The 20,581-nt window shown below is 63.0% G+C and carries 16 protein-coding genes and 1 pseudogene; 12 read left to right on the plus strand and 5 right to left on the minus strand.

Features of this window, described 5'->3' with window-relative positions; all coding sequences use genetic code 11:
• Positions 1 to 44: 44 nt before the first annotated feature.
• The 8 genes from HV793_RS07590 (at position 45) to HV793_RS07625 (ending at position 10,299) form a co-directional block, all read left to right on the plus strand.
• Entirely contained in the window at positions 45 to 1,115 is a 1,071-nt protein-coding gene (locus tag HV793_RS07590) for an AbrB family transcriptional regulator (protein WP_119449766.1), read from the plus strand.
• 232 nt (positions 1,116 to 1,347) lie between these two features.
• The gene (locus tag HV793_RS07595; protein WP_006216596.1) at positions 1,348 to 1,554 is read left to right on the plus strand and encodes a cold-shock protein; all 207 of its coding nucleotides are present in this window, start codon (positions 1,348 to 1,350) and stop codon (positions 1,552 to 1,554) included.
• A 2,541-nt stretch (positions 1,555 to 4,095) separates the two neighbouring features.
• Entirely contained in the window at positions 4,096 to 6,015 is a 1,920-nt protein-coding gene (gene mnmG / locus HV793_RS07600) for a tRNA uridine-5-carboxymethylaminomethyl(34) synthesis enzyme MnmG (protein WP_054455843.1), read from the plus strand.
• Positions 6,012 to 6,701, plus strand: a complete 690-nt coding sequence (gene rsmG / locus HV793_RS07605; RefSeq protein ID WP_054455844.1) for a 16S rRNA (guanine(527)-N(7))-methyltransferase RsmG — start codon at positions 6,012 to 6,014, stop codon at positions 6,699 to 6,701. Before mnmG ends, rsmG begins: the two co-directional genes overlap by 4 nt.
• Positions 6,698 to 7,498, plus strand: a complete 801-nt coding sequence (locus tag HV793_RS07610; RefSeq protein ID WP_054455845.1) for a ParA family protein — start codon at positions 6,698 to 6,700, stop codon at positions 7,496 to 7,498. The genes rsmG and HV793_RS07610 overlap by 4 nt, the downstream gene beginning before the upstream one ends.
• A 9-nt stretch (positions 7,499 to 7,507) precedes the next feature.
• Positions 7,508 to 8,332, plus strand: a complete 825-nt coding sequence (locus HV793_RS07615; protein ID WP_119449764.1) for a GNAT family N-acetyltransferase — start codon at positions 7,508 to 7,510, stop codon at positions 8,330 to 8,332.
• A 43-nt stretch (positions 8,333 to 8,375) separates the two neighbouring features.
• On the plus strand, positions 8,376 to 9,302 hold the full coding sequence (locus tag HV793_RS07620) for a ParB/RepB/Spo0J family partition protein (protein ID WP_054455848.1): 927 nt from the start codon (positions 8,376 to 8,378) through the stop codon (positions 9,300 to 9,302).
• The gene (locus HV793_RS07625; RefSeq protein ID WP_054455849.1) at positions 9,295 to 10,299 is read left to right on the plus strand and encodes an asparaginase; all 1,005 of its coding nucleotides are present in this window, start codon (positions 9,295 to 9,297) and stop codon (positions 10,297 to 10,299) included. The genes HV793_RS07620 and HV793_RS07625 overlap by 8 nt, the downstream gene beginning before the upstream one ends.
• Here the strand turns inward: HV793_RS07625 and HV793_RS07630 are convergent.
• Positions 10,253 to 11,185 carry a LysR substrate-binding domain-containing protein gene (locus HV793_RS07630; RefSeq protein ID WP_175181601.1) on the minus strand — a complete coding sequence of 311 codons (933 nt, stop codon included), beginning with the start codon at positions 11,183 to 11,185 and terminating at the stop codon, positions 10,253 to 10,255. The two genes, HV793_RS07625 and HV793_RS07630, sit on opposite strands and share 47 nt — an antisense overlap.
• A 116-nt stretch (positions 11,186 to 11,301) precedes the next feature.
• Between HV793_RS07630 and HV793_RS07635 the strand changes: the two genes are divergently transcribed.
• The 4 genes and pseudogenes from HV793_RS07635 to HV793_RS07650 all read left to right on the plus strand — a co-directional run bounded on the left by HV793_RS07635 (position 11,302) and on the right by HV793_RS07650 (position 15,837).
• A complete protein-coding gene (locus HV793_RS07635) occupies positions 11,302 to 11,889 on the plus strand; it encodes a cysteine dioxygenase family protein (RefSeq protein WP_119449761.1) in 588 nt (195 codons plus the stop codon).
• Between the two features lie 2 nt (positions 11,890 to 11,891).
• A pseudogene (metC, locus tag HV793_RS07640) lies at positions 11,892 to 13,037 on the plus strand (cystathionine beta-lyase); the annotation flags it as partial.
• 36 nt (positions 13,038 to 13,073) lie between these two features.
• The gene (locus tag HV793_RS07645; protein ID WP_175213166.1) at positions 13,074 to 14,672 is read left to right on the plus strand and encodes a rhodanese-like domain-containing protein; all 1,599 of its coding nucleotides are present in this window, start codon (positions 13,074 to 13,076) and stop codon (positions 14,670 to 14,672) included.
• A gap of 163 nt (positions 14,673 to 14,835) precedes the next feature.
• On the plus strand, positions 14,836 to 15,837 hold the full coding sequence (locus HV793_RS07650) for a Bug family tripartite tricarboxylate transporter substrate binding protein (RefSeq protein ID WP_125470756.1): 1,002 nt from the start codon (positions 14,836 to 14,838) through the stop codon (positions 15,835 to 15,837).
• A 19-nt stretch (positions 15,838 to 15,856) separates the two neighbouring features.
• Here HV793_RS07650 and HV793_RS07655 read toward each other — a convergent pair whose 3' ends face one another.
• From HV793_RS07655 to HV793_RS07670, 4 genes are read right to left on the minus strand one after another with little or no spacing between them, the layout of a single operon-like run.
• Positions 15,857 to 16,618, minus strand: a complete 762-nt coding sequence (locus HV793_RS07655) for a DeoR/GlpR family DNA-binding transcription regulator (protein WP_054455856.1) — start codon at positions 16,616 to 16,618, stop codon at positions 15,857 to 15,859.
• Between the two features lie 17 nt (positions 16,619 to 16,635).
• Entirely contained in the window at positions 16,636 to 18,318 is a 1,683-nt protein-coding gene (locus HV793_RS07660; protein WP_119449759.1) for an ABC transporter permease subunit, read from the minus strand.
• 31 nt (positions 18,319 to 18,349) lie between these two features.
• On the minus strand, positions 18,350 to 19,357 hold the full coding sequence (locus HV793_RS07665; RefSeq protein ID WP_175212949.1) for an ABC transporter ATP-binding protein: 1,008 nt from the start codon (positions 19,355 to 19,357) through the stop codon (positions 18,350 to 18,352).
• A gap of 49 nt (positions 19,358 to 19,406) precedes the next feature.
• Entirely contained in the window at positions 19,407 to 20,414 is a 1,008-nt protein-coding gene (locus HV793_RS07670) for an ABC transporter substrate-binding protein (protein ID WP_119449757.1), read from the minus strand.
• Positions 20,415 to 20,581 lie beyond the last annotated feature (167 nt).

Consider the following 20,581-nt stretch of genomic DNA (forward strand, 5'->3'; position numbering starts at 1 on the left):
AGAGTTTTCGTAAGTATCCCACTAACTCATAATTCGGTTTTCACATGAGCTTAAGGCGCGGCGGTATCGTGGGTCAGAACATGTTGTGGAGGGTGTTGGGCGGTTTGGCGCTTGCATTGGCGGGCGCGTTGTTGGCGGTGTGGGCGCACATCCCGTTGCCGTGGATGCTGGGCGCGTTGCTGGTGACCGCGGCGACACGCATTGCGGGCTTGGGCACCGCGTGCCCCAGGCCGGCGCGTAATGCTGGCCAGTGGGTGATCGGTACTTCGTTGGGGCTTTACTTCACGCCGCAGGTGATAGGTCACATTGGCAGCAATGCGGGACCCATCATCGTCGGCATGTTGTTCGCATTGGGCCTGGCTTTCATGGGCACGGCGATCCTGCGCCGCTACACCGATGTGGATTTCAAGACGGCCTGGTTTTCTTCCGCCATCGGCGGAGCCAGCGAAATGGCGAACCTGGCAGAGCGTCATGGGGCGCGCATAGACCGGGTGGCCACGGCGCATAGCGTGCGTGTGCTGATGGTGGTGGTTGCCGTGCCCTTCATCTTCCAGTGGTGGGGCGTGGCGGGACTGGATCCCACGGTTCCTGGACCCAAGGTGGTCCATGCTTGGGGGCTGGCGGCGCTGGTCGCGCTGACCTGCGTCGGCGGCGCCGCCTTCATGAAGCTGCGGTTGCCGAATCCCTGGGTGCTGGGCCCGATGTCGGTCGCCATGATCCTTACGGCCAACGGCATCGAGCTGTCGGCCCTGCCGGACTACGTTCCGAAGATAGGCCAATTGCTGATCGGCTGGTCGCTGGGCGACCGCTATCGGCCGGATTTCTTTCGGGCCGCGCCGCGTTTTATTGCCGCTGTGGCGAGCTTCACGGTGGCCGCATTGGCGCTGGCGTTCGGTCTGGGTGCCTTGCTGTCGCTATGGTCCGCCGCGCCCATACCCACCTTGATTCTTGGCACTACGCCGGGTGGCATTGCAGAGATGGCAATCACCGCCAAAGTGCTGCAGCTAGGGGTCCCAGTGGTCACCGCCTTCCATGTCACACGCATGGTTTTTGTGGTGATAGTGACTGGCCCGATCTACGCATTTATGGCGCGTCGGCAGGGCCTCAAGCCCTAGCGGAACGAGACCCAGTATTAAAAATACGACATTGGGGTAAACAACTATATGAGTCTGTAATGTGTGCTGAGTATGCTGATTACGCAGTTGATTCAAGCAGCGCGCGGACTCGTTCTGCAGCTAGGCGGCAAGCGGGAACGCAGCAGCAACGCAGGTACTTCTACCGGTCGTTCAGTTCTCACGGCGTCCTTGATTCATTGCATTTCGAGTTAATTACAGGACGCTAGAAAAAATGGCTCAGAAGGGCAAAGTTAAGTGGTTCAACGCTGACAAGGGTTACGGTTTCATCACGCCGGACGTTGGTGGTACCGATGTTTTCGCACACTTTTCCGCCATCCAGGGCCGCGGCTATCGCAGCCTGAACGAAGGCCAGGAAGTCGAATTCGAAGTCAAGGATGGTCCGAAAGGACCTCAAGCGGCCGAAATTCGCCCGCTCTAAATCGGGAAATCCCAATTTCCCGTCCGCCAGGCTCGGCCTGGCTACAACGCCCCAAGACCGGAAGGTCTGGGGCGTTGTTTCATTTGGGCGACCGACGCCTGATCAGCTAGTTCTGCGTGAATAGTTAGTATTCACTAACATATTCTCCGGCCGTGGATAAGTTTGTGGATAATTATTTTTGGGCATGAGCATTTTGATGCTCAGCAATGAAGCAATTGCTTATCCGTAGCCAGGTTTTGCACAGTTATCCCGTCCTTCTTGGAACGGCATCGGGGGCCAGCTAGGCTGCTTGGGTTTATTCGGCTTTGCTGTGATGTTCGCGTTTCTATATGGCCTTTCCCTAGGGAATACAGGCATTTAACGCAATATTGAGCAGATCTCAGCCGGAATAAGGGCGACGCGGCCGTAATGTCCTGAGGCCGATCTGGCCCGTTTTTGCTTGCACGGCGGCCGGTTGTTCACAAAGATATCCCCATCCCGGTTATGCACAGAATTACACCCTTTGGCGCCCTGAGATGGCTCAAACGCCTGTGGATAGAAATGGGGATAGGGTCCGGAAGTAGGGGGCCTGAGTGAAGATATCCGAAGTGGTGCACGCGACTTTGGACCACGTGGACGGAACCGGATCGTGGACGCCGCGGTCAATCATAGGTGAGCCCGAATCGCGCTCGGCGAGTTTTCCACAGGGTTTCACATGAAAGGCTGGATCTCACCCATAAGGATGATGGCGCGGGTTGCGGCAGACGGGCAAGATAATTGTCTGGTCAATGAATCCGTGCGACCTGACCAACGGTGTCCGCGTAGTGGCGGACCGCAGGATTCAATGTGTGGATAGGTCTGTGAATAATCCGTCTCCACGATTTTTGCGGCGTTAAGACCAAGATGCGACGGCAGAGTTCCTCGCTATATTCAGAGGCGAGGATTGTCATGGTGGGTTTTCGAGAATTCATTGTGGCAGTGACGACGATCTTATCCACATAGTTTTCCACGGTTTTTTGCGTCGTTATCAAGTTGGTTTGAAAGCCGAGTTTCCTCAGTTTGGTAAGCATCCAAAATAGAAATAATCGATTGCTGCCATAGGGAAGACAGTTGGGCATTTGTGCTTTTTCACGCTTCTTGGCACTTTGCGAAGTCGGTCACACTGCGCCGTTTTATGGCACGCCAGGCATTGGCCTTCAATGACTTATCCCCAGAGTTGTTCCACGTGAAACCGCGAATGTCGGTAGCTATCGGATCTGCTAGTTGTTGATAACACTGTGCAGGACTTAATAGCTCTGCTGCGAGAGTTCTTTGTCCGTCTGATTTTCCGCTTCTGAGTTATCCCAAATTTCTGCGGCATAGACTCGCCTTGAGCGGCAGGTATCGCCTCGGCGTGAGGTGCGGGCTTGGATCAGAGGAACTTTCCAAATTGGCGGGTTTGAACATTTCAGGTCCTAGCCAGTTTTGGCGCAGGGCGGATAAGAAGAAATCTCATGTTGGTTGCGCTGCGTTTGGGCTGACGAAATAGTTCGAGTTCCGTACGTGGGAATTGGACTCTCCACGACTACGGCGGTTTCGCCCCACTTCTCAACACTCAAGTTTCACGTGAAACGCAAAAAAATGCTCTGTTTCGGGTAAGGGGTAGGGTAGGGGTTGGAAAATCGCCTTTTTTTGGATGAACCTTCATGGGATTGAAATCAGAGGGTTTCATGAGACGAGATGACTTGGTACGGATCTTGAGCGACGAGGCTCAAGCGGATGCCGGTATTCCTATCTCTGCCGGCCTTTGAAGTGCTGCGTTCGTGTTTCACGTGGAACATTCTTGGGTGTGAAACAGGCCTCTTCTTCTTTTGCTCGCCCTATGCATGATCAACGTTTCACGTGAAACGTTGATCACCTGCTGCGTATAGGCAACGATGTTTCACGTGAAACATCGATAGTGCGGATGGTCAAAATTGACATCCTGGCGTTCTCAAATGGCGCAAAGGCTCATGACGATATAACATGCGACGCTTGGTCGTGGTTGGACTGTAGTTGGAGTATGCAATCGTGATTGGTATTGAGCGCGGCCACTTTACCAGCCGAACGAGCTCTCCATGCCGCGGTAGGGGGGATGTTTCACGTGGAACATCCGGGGATTCAGCATATGGGCGAGAGGACGAATCACTCTAGGCAGGGAATAGGGTGTTCATATGCGCGGGCGATGCCACGGAGATCCGACATGTTTCACGTGGAACATACCTCACTCACCCGTACTCGCATATGGCGAATTGAGGGCAACGGGCGGGTAAGCGCAAGGCAAAGGGGTACTTTGAGGAACGGTAATGCAGCAGTAAGGACGTGACTGGGCCAGATAAGTACGACGTTTCACGTGAAACATGGCGCGGCAAAGCAGTGGCACTTGCCGACATATTCATGCCTTAGAAGTCTGTGAAGCTGTTTTTTGCCGACGGCGCTTTCGGCTTTATCAGGTTCTTGCTGCACCGAAGCATGTTTCACGTGAAACATGCAATCCCTGCCTCTATAATGAGCACCGAACGCTCTCTCTTACCTCCCCCCATCATGGACTATCCCCGCGAATTCGATGTCATCGTCGTCGGTGGCGGCCACGCCGGCACCGAAGCTGCGCTAGCTGCTGCCCGCACCGGCGCCCAGACGCTGCTGCTGACGCATAACATCGAAACCCTAGGTCAAATGTCTTGCAATCCCTCCATTGGCGGGATCGGCAAGGGCCACCTTGTCAAAGAAGTCGACGCCCTGGGCGGCGCGATGGCCTTGGCGACGGATGAGTCCGGGATTCAATTCCGCATCCTTAATGGATCGAAGGGACCAGCAGTCCGCGCTACGCGCGCCCAGGCTGACCGCGTCCTCTATCGCAAGGCCATCCGTGGCCGCTTGGAAAACCAGCCAAACCTCTGGCTCTTCCAACAAGCGGTCGAGGACCTGATGGTGGAGGGCGACCGTGTGGTCGGCGCCGTTACCCAGATCGGTTTGAAGTTTCGCGCCAAGTCCGTGGTGTTGACCGCAGGCACGTTCCTGAACGGCCTGATTCACGTGGGCCTGCAGAACTATTCGGGCGGCCGTGCCGGCGACCCTCCTGCGATCTCCCTGGGGCAACGCCTGAAGGAACTGGCCTTGCCGCAAGGACGTTTGAAGACCGGCACGCCGCCGCGCATCGACGGCCGCTCGATCAACTACAGCATCCTGGAAGAGCAGCCTGGCGATCTGGATCCGATTCCCGTGTTTTCCTACATGGGCAATGTCGCCATGCACCCGCGCCAGCTGCCTTGCTGGATCACGCATACCAACGCCCGTACCCATGACATCATCCGCGGCGGCCTGGACCGCTCGCCGATGTACAGCGGCGTGATCGAGGGGGTGGGGCCGCGTTACTGCCCGTCCATCGAAGACAAGATCCATCGCTTTGCCGACAAAGAGTCGCACCAGGTCTTCCTGGAACCGGAAGGGCTGGATACCCACGAGGTTTATCCGAACGGCGTGTCGACGAGTTTGCCGTTCGATGTGCAGCTGGCGTTGATCCATTCCCTGCCCGGCCTGGAAAACGCGCACATCTTGCGCCCCGGCTACGCTATCGAGTACGACTACTTCGATCCACGTGGATTGAAGAGCACCCTGGAAACCAAGGCGATCACGGGCCTGTACTTTGCCGGACAGATCAACGGCACCACCGGCTACGAAGAAGCGGCCGCCCAAGGGCTACTGGCTGGCGTCAACGCCGCGCTGTTCTCGCTGGAGCGCGAGCAATGGACTCCGCGCCGCGACGAGGCTTATCTGGGCGTGTTGGTGGACGACCTGGTCACGCGTGGCGTGACTGAGCCGTACCGCATGTTTACGTCCCGGGCCGAATACCGGCTTAGCCTGCGCGAAGACAATGCCGACCTGCGTCTGACCGAAATCGGCCGCCGCCTGGGAATCGTGGATGACGCCCGCTGGGATGCCTTCAATCGCAAGCGCGACGCGGTGTCCGCGGAAGTCGAACGTTTGAAATCCTCCTGGGTGAATCCGCGTATACTGCCCGCCGAAGTTGCGGAACCGCTGCTGGGCAAGGCAATTGAACGTGAGTACTCACTTTCAGATCTGCTGAAACGACCCAATGTTTCCTATGAAGCCTTGATGGCTGCCCGCAATGCCGACGGCTCGCTCCTGGCCGGCCCCGGGGTGATGGAAGACGAAGTGCTGGCCGAGCAGGTCGAGATCCAGGTGAAGTACGCCGGCTACATCGACCGCCAGCAGGTTGAAGTCCAGAAGCAGATCGCGCATGAACAACAGGCCATACCTGCCGATGTCGACTACGACGCGGTGACCAGCCTGTCGTTTGAAGTGCGCCAGAAGCTCAAGGCGCATCGCCCGGAAACCATCGGCCAGGCCGCGCGCATTTCCGGCGTCACTCCCGCTGCAATCTCATTGCTGCTGATCCATCTGAAGCGCCTGCATTACGGCTCGCGCAAGCAAGCGGCATGAGCGCGCACGCCGATACGGCCGGCGCGGACATGGCCGGCCGCCTGTCTCGCGCCTGCGAGCAACTGGGCCTGGAAGCCGATGCCGCCACGATGGCCAAGCTGCTGAACTATCTGTCGCAGATGCAGCGCTGGAACCGGACCTATAACCTCACCGCCATCCGCGATCCGCAGCAGATGCTGATCCAGCACCTGTTCGACAGCTTGGCCGCCGTGGGGCCGTTCAGCGAGGCGCTGGGCGCTTCTGGTACGCCGGCCAAGGTCTACGACGTCGGATCGGGCGGCGGCCTGCCAGGCGTCGTTCTGGCGATCATGCGGCCCCATTGGTCGGTGACCTGCGTGGACGCAGTTGAAAAGAAGACGGCCTTCGTGCGGCAGATGAGTGGCGTGCTGGCCTTGCCCAATCTGCAGGCCAGCCACGCGCGCATTGAAACGCTGACTTCGGCCGAGTGCAACATCGTGACGTCGCGCGCCTTCGCTTCCTTGGACGATTTTGCGCAACTCGCAGGTCGCCATGTACGCAACGATGGTACCCTCGTCGCCATGAAGGGCAAGGTCCCCGAGGACGAAATACAGGCGCTGCATGCGCGCGGAGAATGGCAAGTCGATCACATCCAGCCGTTGCGCGTGCCTGAATTGCAGGCCGAACGCTGCCTGATCTGGATGCGCCGTAGTCAAGGAACCCTATGAAGAACATACCCCCCAGCACCTCCGCCCGCGTTTTCTGCATTGCCAACCAGAAGGGCGGTGTGGGCAAGACGACGACCGCCATCAATCTGGCGGCGGGCCTTGCCACGCACAACCAACGTGTGCTGCTGGTGGACCTGGACCCGCAAGGCAATGCCACGATGGGCAGCGGCATCGACAAGAACTCGCTCGAGTCGAACCTGTACCAGGTGCTGATCGGTGAATCCAACATCGAGCAAGCCCGCGTGAAGTCCGAGTCTGGCGGCTACGACGTGCTGCCCGCCAACCGCGAACTGTCCGGCGCCGAGATCGACCTGGTGCAGATGGAACAACGCGAGCGCCAATTGAAGGCCGCGATCGACACGGTCGCCACGCAGTACGACTTCGTGCTGATCGATTGTCCGCCCACGCTGTCGCTGCTGACCTTGAACGGCCTGGCCGCCGCCCATGGCGTCATCATTCCGATGCAGTGCGAGTACTTCGCGCTGGAAGGCCTGTCCGACCTGGTCAATACCATCAAGCGCGTGCACCGGAACATCAACGACGATCTGCGCGTCATTGGATTGTTGCGCGTCATGTTCGATCCGCGCATGACCCTGCAACAGCAGGTCTCCGCGCAACTAGAGGCGCATTTCGGCGACAAGGTTTTCAAGACCGTGGTGCCGCGCAACGTGCGTCTGGCCGAAGCCCCCAGCTACGGCATGCCTGGCGTGGTGTACGACCGCGGCTCGCGCGGTGCGCAGGCCTACATCTCGTTTGGCGCTGAAATGATTGAGCGCGTGAAGAAGGATCTGAAGTAGGCCACAACCATGTCCGCCGTCCCGCTCTTTTCCCAGACCGAAATGCCAGTCCCCGGTACGCCGCGCATCGATGCGCGCGACAGCCTGCGCACGCGTCTGGAAGAGGCAGCGTTGAACGCGACCGCGGTCGGCGCGCAGGTGCTTTTCGATGGCTGGCTGGTGCGGTTCGCGCCCTCGTCGGCCAAGCGCGCACGCAGTATCAATGTGCTGGGGTTATCCACACGTCCGTTGGACGAGCGGCTGGCGTATTGTTCATCGTTGTATGCGCGCCATGGCTTGCCCATGGTGCTGCGCATTACCTCCATCGGTCCCGATTTTTCCCTCGACGCCGAACTGGAGTCCCGCGGTTATACCTTTACCGACGAGACCCGAGTCATGTGCATGCCGCTCGCTCCCAGGCCCAGCGTCCGGGGCGATCTGCTTTTCAATATTGTCGATACCGGGCGCTTCGCGGCGGCGGTCGGGGCAATGCGCAACTCGGAATCCGCACACATCGCCGAACATCGGACGCGCTTGCAAGGACTGGCTGTGGATATCTCGCCGGTGCTGGCAACGGACACGGCGGGGCAGTGCGTTGCCGCGGGCCTGGCTGTCCGCGACGGTGACTTGCTGGGCCTGTTCGATATCGTCACGGACCCGGGGCAGCGGCGCAAAGGCTACGCAGCCGCCCTGATTGAACACTTGTTGGCAACAGGCGCCACCGGCGGCGCCACGACAGCCTATTTGCAGGTTGAGCCGGAGAATACCGCCGCGCGCGCCTTGTATGGCCGCTACGGTTTCAAAGACTGTTACGCGTATTGGTACCGCCTGCCCGCCGAGCAGACGGACGCCTGAGCCAGGCTCGGGATACAAAAACAGAAGGAAAGAGGATTTAATTATGGCCACCAAGAAACCCAAGGGATTGGGCCGCGGACTGGACGCCTTGCTCGGCGCCGACGCGCCAGCCATCGAGAACATCGGCAAGGCTGCTGCCGCCGCCAAGCCCGAGGGTCCGCCGTCCACCTTGCCCGTCTCGAAGATGCGCGCCGGCAAGTATCAGCCGCGCACGCGCATGGACGAGGGCGCTTTGGGCGAACTGGCCGAATCGATCCGCACACAAGGCATCATGCAACCCATTCTTGTGCGCGCACTGGGCGAAGCCGCACCCGGCCACTATGAGATCATCGCCGGCGAACGGCGCTTCCGCGCTGCGCAAATTGCGGGCCTGAAGGAAGTGCCGGTGCTGGTGCGTGAAGTGGCCGACGAGAACGCGGCCGTCATGGCGTTGATTGAAAACATCCAGCGCGAAGATCTGAATCCGCTGGAAGAAGCGCAGGGCGTGCGCCGGCTGCTGGATGAATTCGGCTTGACGCATGAGCAGGCCGCGCAAGCAATCGGCCGTTCGCGTTCGGCCACCAGCAACCTGTTGCGCCTCTTGAACCTGGCGGCGGCCGTGCAGACCATGCTGCTGGCGGGCGACGTGGACATGGGCCATGCGCGGGCGCTGCTCGCCGTTGATGCGGCCACGCAGATCCAGCTGGCCAATCAAATCATCGCGCGTCGCCTGTCGGTGCGTGAAGCGGAAAAGCTGGTCGCCAAGACCGCCAAGGAAACCGAGTCGTCCGCCGCGCCCAAGAAGAAGGCCAACGGCGTGTCGCGCGACCTGACCCGCCTGGAAGAGGCGCTGTCCGACCATCTGGGTACGCGCGTCGCGCTGAAAGTGGGCGCCAAGGAAAAGGGCCAGATCGTCATCGACTTCCATGGCTGGGAACACCTGAATTCCCTGCTCGAGCGCCAGGGCCTGTCCGGAGTAGTGGATGCCTGAGCGCGCGCTGCCTGTCATCGCGGTACTGGCGACGGGCGGCACGATCGCCGGCGCACAGGCTGACGCGACCTCCGCCGGCTACAAGGCAGGCTCGTTTTCCGTCGATGACTTGCTGGCCGCCGTGCCGCAACTGGCGAACATCGCCGAGATCCGCGCCGAGCAGGTCGCCAACGTCGGCAGCCAGAACATGACGCACGCCGTGTGGCGCGCGCTGGCGGAGCGCGTGGATGCGCTGAGCCGCGACGCCTCGGTGGCGGGCATCGTCATCACGCATGGCACGGATACGCTGGAAGAAACGGCGTACTTCCTGAGCCTGGTGATACGCCACGACAAGCCCGTAGTGATGGTGGGCGCCATGCGTCCGGCCACCGCGCTGGGCGCCGAAGGCCCGGCCAATCTGTACAACGCGGTGGCGCTGGCGCGCCATCCCGAGGCGCGTGGCCGCGGGCCGCTTGTCGTCATGAACGAAGATGTGCACTACGCCCGCGAGATCCAGAAGATCGCCAGCGCCGGCCTCTGCGCGTTCGCGTCGCCCAATCGCGGCCGCGCCGGAGTCATGCACGGCGGTGTTCCATGCTTCTATTCGCGCAACACCACGACGCATACCACCGAAAGCGAGTTTTCACTCGCATTGTTGGAAAAGGCCCGCTGGCCCCGCGTGGACGTTGTCTATGCCCATGCCAACCTGCAGGGCGATCTGATCGATTTTCTGGCCGATGCCGCCGATGGCATCGTGCTGGCCGGCGTCGGCGACGGCAACGCTACGGATCTGGCCATTGAAAGCCTGAGCCGCGCCGCGGCCAACGGTGTGGCGGTCGTGCGGTCCAGCCGCACGGGCAGCGGCTTCGTGGCGCGCGACGTCGAACTCGATGACGCCCGTCTGGGGTTTGTTGCCGCGCGCGACCTGAACCCCCAGAAAGCCCGCATCCTGCTGATGCTGGGCCTATCCGTCACGCGCGATCCGGCTGCCCTGCAGGATCTGTTCGACCGCTATTGATGCGCGGCGGCTGGGCCGCCGCATCGCCTTGCTGAGCCAGCCCCAGGCTGGTCTTGAGCATGTCGTAGACCTGTCGTGTCAGCGGATTTATCAGGTCCGGCCTTATCCACAGGAAGTACGTCACGTCGGGCAAGGGCGGCAATCCTTCCTTTTCACCCAACACGCGCATTTCCGGCCCCAGCAGCTCCACGCTGCGCGCAGTGACGCCCAAGCCGGCGCGCAGCGCGGCCTTTATCCCCACCAGCGTCGGCGCCACATAGTTGGTGTGCCAGCGCACGCGCGCCTGTTCCAGGGCCGTGAGCGCCAGCCGGCGGAAGATGCTGGGTTCGTCGGCAAGCACCAGCGGCACTGGCGCATGCATGTCGTGCACGTAGTCGGCCGAAGCCAGCCACACTGTGGGCGAAGTGCGCAGCGCCACGCCCTCGAAGTCCTGGTCGAAGCGCGTGGATATCGTCAGGTCGAGCTCCCCGGCGCGCAGAGCGTCCATCAGGAAGGGACTGCGATCCGTGCGGATTTCCAGTTTCACGCGCGGCGCCGAGCGCGCGATGTGCGTCAGCAGCGTGGGCAGGATCGAGTCCGCCACGTCCAGCGGCGCGCCCAGCTTCAGGTCGCCTTCCAACGGCCCGTCCTGCAGGGCGCGCAGCGCCTCATCGTTGATGGCCAGCATGTGGCGGGCATATTCCACCAGACGCCGCCCATGCGACGAAAGCACCTTGTTGCGGCCCTGCTTCTCGAACAAGGGCTGGCCGATAAGGGATTCCAGCCGCTGCATCTGTTGCGTCACGGCGGACTGTGTCTTGTGCAGGCGGTTGGCGGCTTCCGAAAAGGTGTCGTGCCGGGCGATGGCCGTCAGCGTGCGGAGCAGGTCCAGATCCAGGTTGCGCATGGGTGTGTAGAAAGTATTAGCGACGCTAATGGAATCTTAAGGCAATTTAAATTGTTCCACGCCAGCAGGGGGGATACATTCAATGGCATAACTCATGAAAATAGGGAAAACGTAAAGTGAGCAACGCACATCCTCACCAAGCCGGCATCGCTAACGCCATCGGAAATATTAAAAAAACTGTAGGAAATAAGGGGCTGAACCGCGACAGTCTCCAGGCCGTACTCGACGAGTTGATCGGCTTGGCCGGCCACACCGACTGGTGGGCAGCCGACCGCTATCCCGCGCCGGAAGACGGCGAACGCCAGGCCCGCTACCTGATCGCCGAGGACGCCGACAAAAGCTACGCGCTCTATCTGAACGTCATGCGTCCCGGCAAGCAGATCGTTCCACACAACCACACGACCTGGGCCTGTATCGCGGCCGTGGAAGGCGTGGAATACAACTACGTCTATGACCGCAGCGACGACGGCTCCGTGCCCGGCGTGGGCCGGCTCGAAAAGACCGGCACCGTGGTGGTTGGCCCCGGCACCGGCATCGCGCTGATGCCGGACGATATCCACGCCGTGGAAATCCAGGGCGACAGCGTCATCCGCCACCTGCACATGTACGGCCGCGCACTGGAAACGCTGACCGAACGCCTGGCGTTCGACCTGCAAGCCGGCACCTGCAAAGTCATGCCGATCGGCGTGCAGACGCGCCGCTGATCATGGACAAGCCCTATCGGTCCGCCACGCGCCTCCTGCGCGCCGGTCGCCCTCATCGCGGCTGGGTCAATACGCCCGTCACGCGCGCCAGCACCTACGTCTTCGAAAGCGTGCAGGCCTGGCGCGACACGCGCAGCCGCCGCGACCAGGAACGCCTGCCGTCCTACGGCGCGCGCGGCACCGATAGCACGCACGCGCTCGAAGACGCGTTGGTCGAGCTGGAAGAAGGCTATCGCGCCAAGCTGTATCCCACCGGCCAGGCCGCCATCGCCACCGTGCTGCTGGCTTACTTGCGCGCCGGGGACCACGTACTGATCACGGATGCGGTGTACGAGCCCGTGCGCCGCTTCTGCGCGGAACATCTGGCGCGGCTGGGCATCGCGTATACGTACTACCAGCCTGACGGCACGGGCATCGAAGCGCTCATCCGTCCTCAAACCCGCATGATCTACGCGGAGTCGCCGGGCTCGCTGACTTATGAGATGCCAGATCTGCCGGCGTTGGCCGCTTTGGCCCGCGTGCATGATTGCTGGCTGGCTGTGGATAACACCTGGGCCTCCGGATTGCTGCATCAACCCCTGACATTGGGCGCCGACATTTCGATCCTGGCGGCCACCAAGTATCTGGGCGGACATGCCGATGTGATGATGGGCGCGGTGATCTCCAATGCACGGGCCTGGAATGCGCTGGAGCGCGCCACCGTGGATCTGGGGCAGACCGTTGGCGCCGATGACGCCTATCTGGTGTTGCGCGGCATGCGCACGCTGCCTTTGCGCATGGCGCAGCACGCCCGCAGCGCCTTGCGTGTGGCGGACTTTCTGTTGAGCCGTCCGGAAGTGGCGCGTGTCCTGTGTCCAGCCTTGCCCGGCGATCCTTCCCACGCGTTGTGGCAGCGCGATTGCACCGGCGCGAATGGCCTCCTGACGGTGGAGTTCGCCGGCGCGGTCGGCGTCGACGCCGTCGAGCGACTTATCAACAGCCTGCAGCTATTCGGCATCGGCGCATCGTGGGGCGGTTTCGAAAGCCTCGTGATACCGGTGAATCTTGCCGCGGCGCGGTCTTTGCCGGATCCCGAGCCGCGCGGCGCCATGCTGCGCCTGCATGTAGGCCTGGAGGACCCCGACGACCTCATCGCCGACCTGAAACAAGCGCTATCCCGACTTTCTCCGTCTTCGCTGAACACCATGATGCACCCCACTCAAGACCCGTCCGCCATCGACATCGATCCGCACACGCTCAAGCAATGGCTGCATGATGGCGCGGAAATCGCGCTGCTGGACGTGCGCGAGCATGGCCAGTATGGCGAGGGCCATCTGTTCTACGCCGCGCCCGTGCCCTACAGCCGGCTGGAAGTGGATATCGTGCGCCTGGCGCCGCGGCGCGATGTGCGCATCGCGCTCTACGACGACGGCGGCGCCGATGACACGGCGGCGCGCGCCGCGCAGGCCCTGACAGCGCTTGGGTACTGCAATGTCCATCGCCTGAGCGGCGGCATCGCGCAATGGCAGCGCGACGGCTATGCCGTCTTCGCGGGCGTGAACGTGCCCAGCAAAACCTTCGGCGAACTGGCCGAAGAAGTTTTCCACACCCCGCGTATCGGCGCGCGCGACCTGGCCGAACGCCAGCGCCGCGGCGACGACCTGATCGTGCTGGACGGCAGGCCTTATGCGGAATACCAGAAGATGAGCATCCCGGGCGGCATCTGCTGCCCCAACGGGGAACTGGCGCTGCGCGCCCACGCGCTGGCGAGCAATCCGCAGACCACCATTGTGGTGAACTGCGCCGGCCGCACGCGCAGCATCATCGGGGCGCAGACGCTGATCAACCTGGGCGTACCCAATCCTGTCTACGCGCTGGAGAACGGCACGCAAGGCTGGTACCTCGAGGATCTGCAGCTTGAACACGGCGCGCGCCGCCGCTACGACGATGGCGTTGCACCACAAGACCTGCCCGCGCTGGCACAGCGTTCCGCGCGACTGGCCGAAAGCCATGGCGTGCCTACGGTGAGTGCGCAAGCGGTGCAAGCATGGTTGCGCGACAAGAACCGCAGCACCTTCCTGTGCGATGTGCGCAGCGCCGAAGAGCACGCCCAAGGTTCGCTGCCCGGTGCGCAGCACACGCCTGGCGGCCAGTTGATCCAGGCCACCGACCAGTACCTGGCCGTGCGCGGCGCGCGCATCGTCGTGTTCGATGCCGAAGGCGTGCGCGCGCCGGTGGTCGCCAGCTGGCTGCGGCAGATGGGCTGGGACGCCAGCGTGCTGCGCGAAGGCGTGCAGGCGCATTTGGACAACCCTGTGGAAAAGGCGCTGGCGCCGCAATTGCCCTTGCTGGATGATGCGCAGCTTGCAGCCGCGCGCGCGCAGGGCGCGCAGCTGATCGATCTTCGTCCCAGCATGCGCTATCGCGCCAGCCATATTGCAGGCGCGCGCTGGTCCATTCGCCCGCGTCTCGCCAGCCTGCCCCTGGACGCCACGCGTCCGGTAGTGTTGCTGGCCGAGGATGCGGCCCTGGCCGCCTGGGCCGCGCAGGACTTGCGGGCGCTGGGAGTGAACGACATCCATGCCAACACCGGAGATCCCTCTGGCTGGGCCGCGCAGGGCATCGCACTGGCGTCCACGCCGGCCGAGCCCGCCGACGCCGACTGCATCGACTATCTGTTTTTTGTGCATGACCGCCACGACGGCAACAAGGCCGCCGCGCGCCAGTACCTGGCCTGGGAGACCAATCTGGTCAAGCAGATCGACGAACGCGAACTGGCGGGCTACCGCTTTCCGGCCCGCTGACACCGGAGCCGCCGCGCTCGCCTGATCCGGCCTCGCGGCACAGCAGACGCATCAATCCGAAAAGTACGCCCCGGCCTGCACGGCCGGGGTGCGGACGGTTCATGCCGAACCGGAATGCAAAGGACGGCCGAGTATCCGGCCGCCAATCACAAGGGGAACTCAGATGAAGCACCATGCATCGCACATACGCAAGGCCGCTGCCGCGGCGCTGGCCGGTTTGCTGTGGGGGACCGTCGTCCACGCCGAGGCGCCCGCGCCTCTACCCGACTATCCCAGGCAGGCCATCACGGTCGTGTCGCCGTTTCCTCCGGGGGGCGGTAATGACGGCGTCGCACGCCTGATCGCGCAGGAACTGGGCGCCATCACGGGCCAGAGTGTGGTGGTGGAAAACCGCTCGGGCGCGGGCGGCAACGTCGGCACGGCGCAGGTGGCGCGCGCCAAGCCCGATGGCTATACCCTGGTGATGTCGCAGACCAGCGTCATGGCCGTCAATCCGCGCCTGTACAAGAACGTGGGCTTTGATCCCGTCAAGGACTTCACGCCCATCTCGCAGATCACTTCCGCGCCGCTGGTGCTGGTGGCGCGCAGCGAGGGCCCGTACCGCACGCTGAACGACTATCTGGACGCCGCGCGCAAGCAGCCCGGCGTGGTCACCTATGCGACGCCCGGCAACGGCACCATGAGCCATCTGATGGGCGCGCTGCTGTCGCAGAAGGCCGATGTGAAACTGGTGCATGTGCCGTATCGCGGTGCAGCGCCCGCCATCACCGATCTCATGGGAGGCACGGTGGACATGTTGATAACTTCACCGGCCTCGGCCGAACCCATGGTCGCCGCCGGCAAGCTGCGCATCCTGGCGCTCAGCCACGAGAACAGCATCGGCATCTTCAAGGGGGCGCCCACACTCAAGCAGGCAGGCATGGAGGGCATTACCGCCGATGACTGGTACGGACTGTTCGCGCCCGCCGGCACCCCGCCCGAGCGCGTCGCCTACCTGGCGCAAGCAGTGGGGCAGGCGATGAAATCGCCCGCCGTGATCGCCAAGATCAACAGCGGCGGCAGCTGGGCGGTGGGCAGCCAGCCCGCCGCATTCAAGACGCGGCTGCAGGAAGACACCGTGTACTGGGCCGACATGGTGAAAACTGCGGGCGTGTCGCTGGACTGACGCGTGGCCGAAGCTTGCACTACACCGCCAGGATTTTGCCGACGGCGGATTTCAAGGCGGCGTAGGCGGGCGACTTCTGCGCGCTGGTGTTGGTGACCAGATGGTCGATGCGGTCCGCGCTGCAGTACGACACGCGGCTGCACAAGCCGATCTTGCTGAAGTCGGCCAGCAGCACCAGTTGCTTGGCGCTGGCCGCCATGGCGCGCGCCACCTCGGCCTCGCGCAGGTCGTAGTTGGTGGCGCCGAATTCGGCGTCCACGCCCACCGGCGACAGCAGCGCCAGATCCGCGCGATAGCGGTGGATCTCGGCGATCGTGATGTCGCCAGCCGTGGCGCAGACGGGGCCGCCCACGGAGCCGCCCAGCATGATGAGCTGGTTCGCGCCATTGCCGGCCGCGCCTACCTTCAAGGCCACGTCGAACGAGTTGGTGATGACGGTCAGGCCCGACAGCTTGGCCAGTTCGTCGGCCAGCACGCTGGTGGTGCTGCCGGCGTCCAGGAACAGGGTCTGTCCGCTGGATACCAGCCCCGCGGCCGCGCGCGCGATGGCGCGCTTGTATTTGACGCGCGTATGCACGCGTTCCGCGATGGGCGGTTCGCTGTGTACCGGCACGGCGCCGCCGTGCACCCGGCGTAATTCGCCCATGGCCTCCAGTTCCAGCAGGTCACGCCTGACTGTTTCCCTCGACACCCCTAGTTCGCCGACGATACGGTCGGTCGATACCTGCTGCAATGAAGACAGCAGGGCGCGGATTCTCTGATACCGCTCTTCTTGCCACATGTCCGATGTTTCCTAATCTATGTCCGGCGCCGCGCGGCTGCGGCGATCAGCGCGCGCAATGCCAGCAGGGAGCCCCCCACGACCAGCATGATAAGGGTTGAATAGGCGGCAGCCTGCGAGACGAACCCCGCTTCGTCCAGGCGCAGGACGGAAACGGGCGCCACGCTCACGGATGGCGTGACCAGGAAGATCACCGCTGACAGCGTCACCATGGACCGCATGAACAGGAAGAAGAACACGCCGAGCACGGTCGGGCCGATCAGCGGCAGCACCGCGTCGCGCAGCACCCGCAGCGTGCCGCCGCCCAGGCAGCTGACCGCCTCCTCCAGCGCCTGCGGCACGGCGCGCATGCCGGTCATCATCGTCAGGAAACCCTGCGTGTGGTAGTGGTAGAAGTTGCACAAGGCGATCAGCGCGGCGCTGCCATACAGCGCATACAGCGGCGTGCCGGGGGCGTTGAAGGCGAAGATGTACGACAAGCCCAGCACCAGGCCAGGAACTCCCACCGGCAGCACCGAGACCAGGTACACCAGCTTGGCCCACGCGCGTGGAATGCGGCACACCCCGAAGCTCAGGAAGAACAGCAGCAGTACGCCGCCGCCTGCCGCCGCCAGGGAAAGGTACAAGGACGTCCAGAGCGGCGTGTAGCCGCCGCTGACCGTGATGTCGTAATGCTTCAGCGTCCATTCCATGCGATAGGGCCATAGCCGCATGAAGCTGGCGAAGATCACCGTGGCCACGGTCAGGATGATGGTGCCGCTGGCCAGCAGCACGCCGGCGGTGAACGCCGCATCGCGTCCGCGAGCCGGCTGCGGCGTGACCCGCAATCCGCTGGGCGAGGCCGAGCCGAACTGGCGCTGCGAGGCGACGCGTTCGATCTGCACCGAAATCAGCGAGGGCAGCAACAGCAGGATGCCGACCACCGAGCCCATGCCGAAGTTCATCTGCCCGGACACCTGGCTGTAGATCTCCGTGGCCAGCACCCGGTAATTGCCGCCGATCACGGCCGCGTTGCCGAAGTCGGTAATCGTGATGACGAACACCACGAAAGCTGCGCTCAGGAGGCCGAACTTGCAGTTGGGCAGGGTGATGTCGAAGAACTGGCGCGAGCCGGACGCGCCCATGACTTCGGCCGCGTCGTAGTAGCGCGCGTCCATGTTGCGCAGGGCCGCCTGCAGGATCAGCACGGCCTGGGGCAGGGCGTAGAACACGTTGGAGATCAACAGGCCCCAGAAGCCGTAGATATCGATCTCCCAGCCCGTCCAGCGGTGTACCAGCCCGTTGCGGCCCAGCAGGAAAATGAGTCCCAGGCCCTGAACCAGCGAAGGCGCCAGCAGCGGCAGCACCAGCGCCAGCCGCACGGCGGCCTTGCCGCGCATGCAGCTGCGATCCAGGCCATAGGCGATGGCAAAGCCCAGCCCGACGCTCACCACCGTGGTGGCGGTGCTCATGACCAGGCTGTTGAGCGTGGCGGTGAGCACGCCGCGCGTGGCGAAGACCTCGGCATAGTTGCCCAGGCCGACCGAGCCGTCTTTCTCGACCAGGCTGCGCCACGCCACGGTCGCCAGCGGATAGAGGAAGAACAGCGCCAGGCCGGCAAGTGGAATGCCGACGCAGCTCCACAGCAGCACGCGGTCGGCGGACCAGGGGGCGCGGCCGGTTGGCGCCGCGATGGCCGGGCTGGCGTGGGCGGCGCTCAAGCGGCGGCTCCGGTTTGCGTGGCGCGATCCGTCATACGCTGACCCAGGCGCACTGGCCCGGGTCCATGTCCAGCCGTACGGGGGCGCCGCGCGACAGGCCGGCGGCGCCATGTTGCTCCACCAGTAGTTCGCGTCCCTGCCAGGCGATGCGCAGGCGGGTGAGGTTGCCCATGAACGTCATGTCCTGCACACGGCCAGGCCCGCGATCGTCCGCGGCGATGCGCAGGTTCTCGGGCCGCAGGCAGGCCTCGTAGCGCTCGCTGGCTCCCTCGGGCCGCGTCGCCAGCAGCTGGGGCATGGCCTCCCGTACCCAGTCGGTGGGCAGCAGATTGCTCAGGCCCACGAAGTTCGCCACGAAACGGGTGCGCGGGCGCAGGTACAGATCTGACGGCGAGCCTACCTGTTCGATGCGGCCGTCGTTCATGCACACGATCTTGTCGGCCAGCGTCAGCGCTTCCTCCTGATCGTGCGTCACCATTACCGTGGGGATCTTCAGGCGCCGCTGCACGTCGTGGATTTCGGCGCGCATGTCGGTGCGTACGCGCGCGTCCAGCGCGGACAGCGGTTCGTCCAGCAGGATCAGCGCCGGATCCACCGCCAGCGCGCGCGCCAGCGCAACGCGCTGCTGCTGGCCGCCGGACAGCTGGTGCGGATAGCGTTCGGCATGCTCGGGCAGCTTGATCAGCGTCAGCAGTTCCTTCACGCGCGCGCCGATGCGTTCGCGCGATTCACCGCGGATGCGCAGGCCGTAACCCACGTTCTGCGCCACCGTCATGTTGGGGAACAGAGAATACGACTGGAACACGATGCCGAAGCCGCGCTTGCGCGCCGGCAGCGCGCTCAGGTCGCGCCCGCCCAGCGTGATGGTGCCGCGGTCAAAGGGCAGCAGGCCCGCCACGATGCGCAGCAAGGTGGTCTTGCCGCAGCCGCTGGGGCCAAGCAGGCAGACGAATTCATGTTCGCCCACGGACAGGTCGATGTCTTGCAGCGCTACCGACGCATCGAACGTCTTGCGGATTCCGCGCAATTCCAGATACATGGCGTCTCCAGGACAGGCGGCAGCCGGCTGTGCGCCGGCCGCGGCACCGTCAACGCTTGATGGTTTCCTGCCAGGTCTTGATGGTGGCGTCCCGTTCCGCGGCGGACTTGGGGAAGTCCACGGGGTACAGCACGGCGGTCAGGTCTTTGGGCAGGCCGGCGGCTTCGGCGGCCTTGTTGGGCGTGGCGCCGGGGATGGTCACCAGTTCCTTGTACTTGCTGTACAGGCCGCCCGCCTGCGCCGATAGCGTCCAATCGAGGAAACGTTTGGCGTCGGTGGGATTCTTGGCCGTTTTCATCAGGCCCGAGGCTTCCAGCTCGTAACCCACCCATTTGGACGGAATCACCATCTTGATGGGGAATCCTTCCTCTATGGATTGCATGGCGGGAAAGGCGAAGGACACGCCGATGGCGTACTCGCCGGCGCGCGCCATCTTGCAGGGGCGCGAGCCCGACGGCGTGTACTGCGCCACGTTCTTGTCCAGGTCCTTGAGCAGCGCCCAGCCTTTCTCCTTGCCCATGCCCTGCAGCAGCGCGACGATCTGCAGATAGCCGGTGCCCGAGGCCGCGGGGCTGGGGATAACTATTTCGCCCTTGTAGACGGGCTTGGTCAGGTCTTCCCAGGAGGTCGGCATGGGCAGGTTCTTGGACTTGAGCCTGTCCGTGTTTACACAGAATGCGGCCACGTAGCCAGTGGCTGCGAACCACTTCTGGTCGGCGCCCTTGTACTGCGCGGGCAGGGCGTCCATGCCTTTGGCCGCGTACGGCTCCAGCAGGTTCTGCAGGCGCGGATCCAGCATGTTGCTGACGGCGAACCCCCAGATCACGTCCTGCTGCGGGTTGGAAGCCTCGGCGATCAGGCGCGCGCCCAGATCGCCGGTGGACAGCCGCAGCACGTTGACCTTCACGTCCGGCATGGCGGCGTTGGCGGCTTTCAGGTAGGCCGCGATTTCGTCTTCTTCGAGGGCGGTGTAGACGGTGATGGCGCCGGCGTGAGCCTGCGTCCAACCTAGGGAAATTACTGCAACCACAAGGCTAAGCTTCTTCATACATTGCATGATGGGACTCCGGTTGGAATACACGGCAACGGTGGCGAGCTACGTAGTTGGACAGCCTTCTGCAACAAATCCGGCAAGTTGCAGTTTTATGTATGTTTGCAAATTTGTGGCAACGTGTCTAGACTGGAAAAACCAGTATTCAAGGGTTTTTTTGGCGTAGGCGCATC

The organism is Achromobacter aegrifaciens (assembly GCF_902859965.1).
Lineage (GTDB): Bacteria > Pseudomonadota > Gammaproteobacteria > Burkholderiales > Burkholderiaceae_B > Achromobacter > Achromobacter aegrifaciens.

Excerpts from the sequence above, each read along its gene's own strand:
- HV793_RS07620 (WP_054455848.1), top strand. The coding sequence starts at position 8,376 with ATGGCCACCAAGAAACCCAAGGGATTGGGCCGCGGACTGGACGCCTTG.
- HV793_RS07630 (WP_175181601.1), bottom strand. The coding sequence starts at position 11,185 with ATGCGCAACCTGGATCTGGACCTGCTCCGCACGCTGACGGCCATCGCC.
- HV793_RS07590 (WP_119449766.1), top strand. The coding sequence starts at position 45 with ATGAGCTTAAGGCGCGGCGGTATCGTGGGTCAGAACATGTTGTGGAGG.
- HV793_RS07615 (WP_119449764.1), top strand. The coding sequence starts at position 7,508 with ATGTCCGCCGTCCCGCTCTTTTCCCAGACCGAAATGCCAGTCCCCGGT.
- rsmG (WP_054455844.1), top strand. The coding sequence starts at position 6,012 with ATGAGCGCGCACGCCGATACGGCCGGCGCGGACATGGCCGGCCGCCTG.
- HV793_RS07650 (WP_125470756.1), top strand. The coding sequence starts at position 14,836 with ATGAAGCACCATGCATCGCACATACGCAAGGCCGCTGCCGCGGCGCTG.
- HV793_RS07665 (WP_175212949.1), bottom strand. The coding sequence starts at position 19,357 with ATGTATCTGGAATTGCGCGGAATCCGCAAGACGTTCGATGCGTCGGTA.
- HV793_RS07595 (WP_006216596.1), top strand. The coding sequence starts at position 1,348 with ATGGCTCAGAAGGGCAAAGTTAAGTGGTTCAACGCTGACAAGGGTTAC.
- HV793_RS07655 (WP_054455856.1), bottom strand. The coding sequence starts at position 16,618 with ATGTGGCAAGAAGAGCGGTATCAGAGAATCCGCGCCCTGCTGTCTTCA.
- mnmG (WP_054455843.1), top strand. The coding sequence starts at position 4,096 with ATGGACTATCCCCGCGAATTCGATGTCATCGTCGTCGGTGGCGGCCAC.
- HV793_RS07670 (WP_119449757.1), bottom strand. The coding sequence starts at position 20,414 with ATGCAATGTATGAAGAAGCTTAGCCTTGTGGTTGCAGTAATTTCCCTA.
- HV793_RS07625 (WP_054455849.1), top strand. The coding sequence starts at position 9,295 with ATGCCTGAGCGCGCGCTGCCTGTCATCGCGGTACTGGCGACGGGCGGC.
- HV793_RS07645 (WP_175213166.1), top strand. The coding sequence starts at position 13,074 with ATGATGCACCCCACTCAAGACCCGTCCGCCATCGACATCGATCCGCAC.
- HV793_RS07610 (WP_054455845.1), top strand. The coding sequence starts at position 6,698 with ATGAAGAACATACCCCCCAGCACCTCCGCCCGCGTTTTCTGCATTGCC.